Source organism: Allobosea sp. CER48 (assembly GCF_044752385.1).
Taxonomy (GTDB): Bacteria; Pseudomonadota; Alphaproteobacteria; order Rhizobiales; family Beijerinckiaceae; genus Allobosea.
Genome location: NZ_JBIWYK010000121.1, coordinates 1 through 7724, shown reverse-complemented (window position 1 = coordinate 7724; position 7724 = coordinate 1). Strand labels below are relative to the sequence as shown.

The 7724-nt window shown below is 65.1% G+C and carries 4 protein-coding genes, 3 tRNA genes and 1 pseudogene; 3 read left to right on the top strand and 5 right to left on the bottom strand.

Annotation, left to right across the window (positions count from 1 at the left end; translation table 11 throughout):
• Positions 1-263: 263 nt before the first annotated feature.
• Positions 264-339: transfer RNA gene (locus ACIPIA_RS06865), tRNA-Val, on the top strand.
• A 71-nt stretch (positions 340-410) separates the two neighbouring features.
• A tRNA-Asp gene (locus ACIPIA_RS06860) sits at positions 411-487 on the top strand.
• Between the two features lie 109 nt (positions 488-596).
• Here ACIPIA_RS06860 and lon read toward each other — a convergent pair.
• From lon to ACIPIA_RS06835, 5 genes are all read right to left on the bottom strand, one after another.
• A complete protein-coding gene (gene lon / locus ACIPIA_RS06855) occupies positions 597-3023 on the bottom strand; it encodes an endopeptidase La (RefSeq protein ID WP_400507930.1) in 2427 nt (808 codons plus the stop codon).
• A 350-nt stretch (positions 3024-3373) separates the two neighbouring features.
• Positions 3374-4642, bottom strand: coding sequence for an ATP-dependent Clp protease ATP-binding subunit ClpX (gene clpX / locus ACIPIA_RS06850; RefSeq protein ID WP_400507929.1), 1269 nt, complete (start codon positions 4640-4642; stop codon positions 3374-3376).
• A gap of 279 nt (positions 4643-4921) precedes the next feature.
• On the bottom strand, positions 4922-5545 hold the full coding sequence (locus tag ACIPIA_RS06845) for an ATP-dependent Clp protease proteolytic subunit (protein ID WP_400507927.1): 624 nt from the start codon (positions 5543-5545) through the stop codon (positions 4922-4924).
• Positions 5546-5706: 161 nt separating this feature from the next.
• Positions 5707-7149 carry a trigger factor gene (gene tig, locus ACIPIA_RS06840; protein ID WP_400507925.1) on the bottom strand — a complete coding sequence of 481 codons (1443 nt, stop codon included), beginning with the start codon at positions 7147-7149 and terminating at the stop codon, positions 5707-5709.
• Between the two features lie 90 nt (positions 7150-7239).
• Positions 7240-7324, bottom strand: a tRNA-Leu gene (locus tag ACIPIA_RS06835).
• A 188-nt stretch (positions 7325-7512) separates the two neighbouring features.
• On the opposite strand from ACIPIA_RS06835, the pseudogene ACIPIA_RS06830 reads away from it, so the two are divergent.
• Positions 7513-7724 (top strand): annotated as a pseudogene (locus tag ACIPIA_RS06830) (hypothetical protein); the annotation flags it as partial.

Here is a 7724-nt window from a genome sequence, read left to right as displayed (position 1 = left end):
AGAAGGCCGGGCGGCCGGCGAAAAAGGAATCCGGCAGCAGCGTCTGCGCCAGTGCAGGCCCGAGCCCGAGAGCGGTGGAAAGAACGGCGACGGCAAAGGTCTGCCGGCGGCGCGAGCGGGAGCGATTCTGGAAAGGAGCGTTCACCCGGACCAACCTGCCGATCAAGATGGCGGAATTCGGCCGGAAGGCTGCGATTCGTCCACACCGAAGCGACGGGGGCGCTTGCGATGCGACGCCTCAGGCCTTAAACGGCGAGCACCGGGGGCGGTTAGCTCAGTTGGTAGAGCGCCTCGTTTACACCGAGGATGTCGGCGGTTCGAGCCCGTCACTGCCCACCAGCCCTTCCCGGGCATCGTGGCCTGGCCACGATCCAGATCCTGCTGAGGACTGCGTTCCTCAGCCGCCCAGCGCGGGCGTAGCTCAGTTGGTTAGAGTGCCGGCCTGTCACGCCGGAGGTCGCGGGTTCGAGCCCCGTCGCCCGCGCCAGATTTCCCGGACAGCCCCACCTGCCCCCACCGGACGCTCCAGCCTGTCGGCGCCCAAAAGAAAACCGCCGGCGCGCGGGCGCCGGCGGTTCCCATGACTCAGAAGAGCATCAGTGGGCGACGACGCCCGCCGCCTCGTCATCCGCACCCGAGTTGGGCACGGCCTTGAGATCCTCTTCCCAGACGATCGGAACCGGCTGGCGGGTCAGCGCGTGCTGGAGCACCTGCTCCATGCGCGCGACAGGGACGATCTCCAGCCCGTCACGGACCGACTTCGGCAGATCGATCAGGTCCTTGGCGTTCTCCTCCGGGATCAGCACCTTCTTGATGCCGCCCCGCAGAGCCGCCAGGAGCTTCTCCTTCAGGCCGCCGATCGGAAGCACCCTGCCCCGCAACGTGACCTCGCCGGTCATGGCGACGTCGCGATTGGTCGGGATGCCGGTCAGGATCGAGACGATGGTGGTCGCCATCGCGATGCCTGCCGAAGGCCCGTCCTTCGGGGTTGCCCCCTCGGGAACGTGGACGTGGATGTCACGCCGGTCGAAGAGCGGTGGCTCGATGCCGAAATCGACGGCCCGCGAGCGGACATAGGATGCCGCCGCCGAGATCGATTCCTTCATCACGTCACGCAGGTTGCCGGTGACGGTCATGCGGCCCTTGCCGGGCACCATGACGCCCTCGATCGTCAGCAATTCGCCGCCGACCTCCGTCCAGGCCAGACCGGTGACGACACCGACCTGATCCTCCGTCTCCGCCATGCCGTAGCGATAGCGCGGCGGTCCGAGATACTCCTCGAGCAACGGCTCGTTGACGACGACCTTGGCCTTCTTTCCGAGCACGATATCCTTCACGCCCTTGCGGACGGTGTTGGAAATCTCGCGCTCGAGGCTGCGGACGCCGGCCTCGCGGGTGTAGCGCCGCACCAGGGTCTGCAGGGCCTCGTCGGTGATCGACCACTCCTTGCCGTTGAGCCCGTGCTTCTTGATCGCGTTCGGGATCAGGTGCTTGCGCGAGATCTCGGTCTTCTCTTCCTCCGTGTAGCCGGCGATGCGGATCACCTCCATGCGGTCCAGAAGGGCCGGCGGGATGTTCAGCGTGTTCGCCGTCGTCACGAACATCACGTTCGACAGGTCGTAATCGACTTCGAGGTAATGGTCGTTGAAGGTCGAGTTCTGCTCGGGGTCGAGCACCTCCAGCAGGGCCGCCGAGGGATCGCCGCGGAAGTCCTGGCCCATCTTGTCGATCTCGTCGAGCAGGATGAGCGGATTGGAGGTCTTGGCCTTCTTCATCGACTGGATGATCTTGCCGGGCATCGAGCCGATATAGGTGCGCCGGTGGCCGCGGATCTCGGCCTCGTCACGCACGCCGCCGAGCGACATGCGAACGAACTCGCGCCCCGTCGCCTTGGCGATCGACTTGCCGAGCGAGGTCTTGCCGACGCCGGGAGGGCCGACGAGGCAGAGGATCGGACCGGCGAGCTTGTTGGCGCGCTGCTGCACGGCGAGATACTCGACGATGCGATCCTTGACCTTGTCCAGGCCGAAGTGATCGTCATCCAGCACCAGCTGGGCGGCGTTGAGGTCCTTCTTGATCTTCGAGCGCTTGCCCCACGGGATGCCGAGCATCCAGTCGAGATAGTTGCGCACGACGGTCGCCTCCGCGGACATCGGCGACATCTGGCGCAGCTTCTTCAGCTCCGCCGTCGCCTTGTCACGGGCTTCCTTGGTCAGCTTCGTCCGGGCGATGCGCTCTTCCAGCTCGGCCAGCTCGTCACGGCCTTCCTCGCCGTCGCCCAGCTCCTTCTGGATCGCCTTCATCTGCTCGTTGAGATAGTACTCGCGCTGGGTCTTCTCCATCTGGCGCTTGACGCGCGAGCGGATGCGCTTCTCGACCTGGAGCACGGACATCTCGCTCTCCATGAGCGAGAGCACCTTCTCCAGGCGATGAGCGACGTTGGTGATCTCCAGCACGCCCTGCCGATCGACGATCTTCACCGCCAGATGCGAGGCGACCGTATCGGCAAGCTTGGCCGGCTCGTCGATCTGCGAGACCGCCGCGACGATCTCTCCCGAGATCTTCTTGTTGAGCTTCACATAGCTCTCGAACTCGCTGACGACCGAACGGGCGAGCGCCTCGACCTCGACCTTCTTGCCTTCCTCTTCGGCGAGACCCGTGGCCTCGGCCTCGTAGTAGGACTCGGTCGCGGAATAGGACAGCGCCTTGGCGCGGCCGACGCCCTCGACCAGCACCTTCACTGTGGAGTCGGGCAGCTTGAGCAGCTGCAGCACGCGGGCGAGCGTGCCGATTTCATAGATGTCCTTGGTCTGCGGGTCATCGTCGCCGGCATTCTTCTGGGTCGCCAGCAGGATGAGCCCGTCCGTCTTCACCACCTCCTCGAGCGCGCGGATCGACTTCTCGCGGCCCACGAAGAGCGGGACGATCATATGCGGGAAGACGACGATGTCGCGCAAAGGCAGAACCGGGTAGGTGCCGGTCTCGCCTGGAACGAAGGGAGCGCGTGGCGTCGAGCCAGTCATGGCAGTTCCTTTGCAGTTGCGCCCGGCGGACCCCCAATATGGGCGGAGCGATCGGACGTATGCGGCCAAGGCGACCATTCGCCTCTCCGCCCTCGCGCATCGCACCCTCGCTAGGCATGCGACTCTCGCAAGTGCACCTAAAGTGGAGACTTCCTCGCCGGCTTTCAAGCGAGGTATCCGAGCCATGCACCGCTGTCCTGCAGCGGAGGAAGGACGGAGACCGTGACCTGCGGCGGTTCATTCTCGCACAGGGCTGCTGCGATGCGGGATCGCGTTCAACCCATGCCCATCACAACGCAAAACGCGCGCCAATGGCGCGCGTCGCGTTGTCGCAAGGCCTGCGGCAGAGCTCAGGCCGAGGCCGTCTTGGTCTCGTCCTCGCGCTCGGCGTAGATGAACAGGGGCCGCGCCTTGTTCTCCACCGCATCGGGGCCGATCACGACCTGCTCGACGCCTTCGAGGCCCGGCAGCTCGTACATGGTCTCGAGCAGAATGCCCTCCATGATGGAACGCAGCCCGCGCGCGCCGGTCTTCCGCTCGATCGCCTTGCGGGCGATCAGGCTGACGGCCTCGTCGGTGAAGGTGAGCTGCGTGTCCTCCATCTCGAAGAGGCGCTGATACTGCTTGACCAGAGCGTTCTTCGGCTCGGTCAGGATGGTCTTCAGCGCCGCCTCGTCGAGATCCTCGAGCGTCGCCAGGACCGGCAGGCGGCCGACGAATTCGGGGATGAGGCCGAACTTCAGCAGATCCTCGGGCTCGACCTCGCGGAAGATCGCGCCGGTGCGGCGGTCGTCCGGAGCCTTGACGGTCGCGCCGAAGCCGATCGAGGTGCCCTTGCCGCGGCTCGAGATGATCTTGTCGAGGCCCGCGAAGGCACCGCCGCAGATGAACAGGATGTTCGTCGTGTCGACCTGCAGGAACTCCTGCTGCGGATGCTTGCGCCCGCCCTGCGGCGGCACGGAGGCGACGGTGCCTTCCATGATCTTCAGCAGCGCCTGCTGAACGCCCTCGCCCGAAACGTCACGGGTGATCGAGGGATTGTCCGACTTGCGGCTGATCTTGTCGATCTCGTCGATATAGACGATGCCGCGCTGCGCCCGCTCGACATTGTAGTCGGAGGCTTGCAGCAGCTTGAGAATGATGTTCTCGACATCCTCGCCGACATAGCCGGCCTCGGTCAGCGTCGTCGCATCGGCCATGGTGAAGGGTACGTCGAGGATGCGGGCGAGCGTCTGCGCAAGCAGCGTCTTGCCCGAGCCCGTCGGCCCGATCAGCAGGATGTTCGACTTCGCCAGCTCGACGTCGTTGTGCTTCGTCGCGTGGCTGAGGCGCTTGTAGTGGTTGTGGACCGCCACGGAGAGCACCTTCTTGGCGTGCTCCTGGCCGATGACGTAGTCGTCAAGAACCTTGCGGATCTCCTTGGGGGTCGGCACGCCGTCCTTCGACTTCACCAGCGCGGATTTCGATTCCTCGCGGATGATGTCCATGCAGAGCTCAACGCATTCATCGCAGATGAACACGGTCGGGCCCGCGATGAGCTTGCGAACCTCGTGTTGGCTCTTGCCGCAGAAAGAGCAGTACAGCGTGCTCTTAGAGTCGCCGCCGGGCTTGTTAGCCATTGTCCATCTCCAGTTCCGGAGACCGGGACCACACCTGCCGAGGCAGACGCAACCGTCGTCTCTCCGTCATAAATAAGCGCTCAGATCACGATGATTAGGTTAACGACCCGTTCCGATACATCCGGATACGCAGGGCCGATCCAAACCGGATCATAGTGGAGCGCTCGTCCGCTCACCCCCGACCCCATGCAAACACGGGGCCGATCCTACTTCAATATGGTCCCTTCGGACCGGTCCGCCAACCCACAGCTTCGAGACGGCGGACCTCAGGCATCAGGCTCAGGCCGCGTCCTCGGGACGCTTCTCGATGACCTGGTCGATCAGGCCGAACTCCTTGGCCTGCTCGGCGGTCATGAAGTTGTCGCGCTCCAGGGCGTTGTGGATGTCCTCATAGGGGCGCCCCGTGTGCTTCACGTAGATTTCATTGAGCCGCTTCTTCAGGCTCTCGACTTCCTTGGCGTGGATCAGGATGTCGGTGACCTGGCCCTGATAGCCGCCGGAAGGCTGGTGAACCATGATGCGTGCGTTCGGCAGGGCAAAGCGCATGTCCTTGGCGCCGGCCGTCAGCAGCAGCGAGCCCATCGAGGCGGCCTGGCCGACGCAGAGCGTCGTCACCGGGCAGCGGATGAACTGCATGGTGTCGTAGATCGACAGGCCGGAGGTGACCACGCCGCCCGGCGAGTTGATGTAGAAGGAGATCTCCTTCTTGGGGTTCTCCGCTTCCAGGAAGAGGAGCTGCGCCACGATCAGCGAAGCGGAGTAATCCTCGACCGGGCCGGTCAGGAAGATGATGCGCTCGCGCAGCAGGCGCGAATAGATGTCGAAGGCGCGTTCGCCGCGGCTCGACTGCTCGACCACCATCGGGACGAGATTGTTGTAGGTCTCGATCGGATCGCGAAGCATGGCTCAGTCCTCGGGTGATAGCGCCGGATTGCGGCGGTTTATCGAATCAACGGCTGCTAGGAAGACAACCACATAAGCACGGCAAACGCGGCTGAAAAGGGAAGCGCCGCCGGTCATGAAGGCCGGCGGCGCAAAGAATGGCGTTATGGTTGCCGCGACGCTCAGGCAGAGGCGTCGTCGGCCTTCTCGTCAGCCTTGGCCTCGGCCTTCTTGGTCTTCTTCGCGGCGGCCTTCTTCGGCTTGGCCTCGGTGGCCTCATCGGCCTCGTCATCGGCGAAGAGAGCCTCGCGGGAGACCGTCTGATCCTCGACCTTCACCTGCTCGAGCAGGTGATCGACGACCTTCTCCTCGAAGATCGGGGCGCGGATCTCGGCGAGAGCCTGCGGGTTCTTGCGGTAGAACTCCCAGACTTCCTTCTCCTGGCCCGGGAACTGGCGGGCGCGCGCGATCAGGGCCTGCGTGACCTCGTCCTCGGAGATCTGCACCTTGGCCTGCTCGCCGATCTCGGCCAGGACCAGGCCGAGGCGGACGCGGCGCTCGGCGATCTTGCGATAGTCGGCGCGGGCGGCGTCCTCGGTGGTGTCCTCGTCGGCGAAGGTCTTGTTGGCGGCCTTCATGTCGGCCTCGACCTGGCTCCAGACGCTGGTGAACTCCTGCTCGACCAGGGTCGGCGGCAGCTCGAAGCCGTACTTGCCGTCCAGCGCGTCGAGCAGGCCCTTCTTGACCTTGCGGCGCGACTGGGCGTCGAAGTCGCGGCCGATCTGCTCGCGCACGGCGGTCTTCAGGGCGTCGAGCGACTCCATGCCGAAGGCCTTGGCGAGCTCGTCGTCGATCTTGACGGCGTCAGGGCCCTGGACGTCGGTGACGGTGACCTCGAACTCGGCCGGCTTGCCGGCCAGGTGCGTCGCGGCATAGGCCTCCGGGAAGGTGACCTTGACAGTGCGCTGCTCGCCCGCCTTCGCGCCTTCCAGCTGCTCCTCGAAGCCCGGGATGAACTGGCCGGCGCCGAGATCCAGCGGAATGCCCTCGCCCGTGCCGCCGTCGAACTTCTCGCCGTCGAGCGTGCCGACGAAGGAGATGATCAGGCGGTCGCCCTTCTCGGCCTTGGCCTTCTCGCCCTTGGAGGAATAGGAGCGGTTGCCGGCAGCCATGCGCTCCAGCGCCGCGTCGACATCGGCCTCCGGAACTTCGGCGACGGGCTTCACCAGCGAGACGTCCGAGATGTCGGCCAGCTCGATCTTCGGCAGAACCTCGAGCGCGACGGTGAAGGCGAGATCGCCCTTGGCCTCCATCGCGGCCTCGATCTCTTCCTTGTTCTCGGGGAAGCGGATCTGCGGCTCGAAGGCGAGCTTCAGGTTGTTGTCCGCGACGATCTTCTGGTTCGCCTCGTTGACGGCGTTCTGCAGCACGTCGGACATGACCGAGCGGCCGTAGAGGCGGCGCAGATGCGCGACCGGGACCTTGCCGGGGCGGAAGCCGTTGATCTTGGCCTTGCCCTGCAGGTTCTGCAGGCTGTCGTCGAGCCTGGTCTTCAGGTCGGCGGCGTTCAGCACCACCTGGAATTCGCGCTTGAGGCCCTGGGACAGGGTTTCGGTCACGTTCATTTTTGTACCGCCAACAGCTCGTTTACGTCTCAATGTCCAAAGCGCGACGCCGGTTCGACCGCCGTCGCGCTCGCGAAAAAATCAAACCGATGGTGCGGGCGGAGGGAATCGAACCCCCACGACTTTCGCCGCTGGAACCTAAATCCAGTGCGTCTACCAGTTCCGCCACGCCCGCCGGAGCGACAGCGCTGCGCGCGAGCAAACGCAGCGCGGCCATCGTCAAGCCGCAGCGCTATACGCATTTCAGGCGGCGGTTGCAGCAAAAAAATGACGGTTCTGCAAAGAAGGCCTTCCGCGGCGCTTTCCGGGCGCCTGGTGGCGAGCCTCTCGCCACGGCGGGCCGCCCGGATTATGCGATAGGCCATGACCACGAAACGCTCCGCCCGCTCCGCACTCCTGAATCGCCGGCAGCTGCTGGCGGGGATCGGTGGCGCCGGGCTGTTGCCGTCGCCTGACACCCTCGCCCAGGGTACGAGCGAGGCTGGCAAGGCGCCGGCCGAGACGCAGTCTCGCCTCCTTGCGGCCGCTCCCGCCAAGGCCAGGCTGCGCCCGACGCCGCCGGTCGAAACCGAGAT

Excerpts from the sequence above, each read along its gene's own strand:
- tig (WP_400507925.1), bottom strand. The coding sequence starts at position 7,149 with ATGAACGTGACCGAAACCCTGTCCCAGGGCCTCAAGCGCGAATTCCAG.
- lon (WP_400507930.1), bottom strand. The coding sequence starts at position 3,023 with ATGACTGGCTCGACGCCACGCGCTCCCTTCGTTCCAGGCGAGACCGGC.
- clpX (WP_400507929.1), bottom strand. The coding sequence starts at position 4,642 with ATGGCTAACAAGCCCGGCGGCGACTCTAAGAGCACGCTGTACTGCTCT.
- ACIPIA_RS06845 (WP_400507927.1), bottom strand. The coding sequence starts at position 5,545 with ATGCTTCGCGATCCGATCGAGACCTACAACAATCTCGTCCCGATGGTG.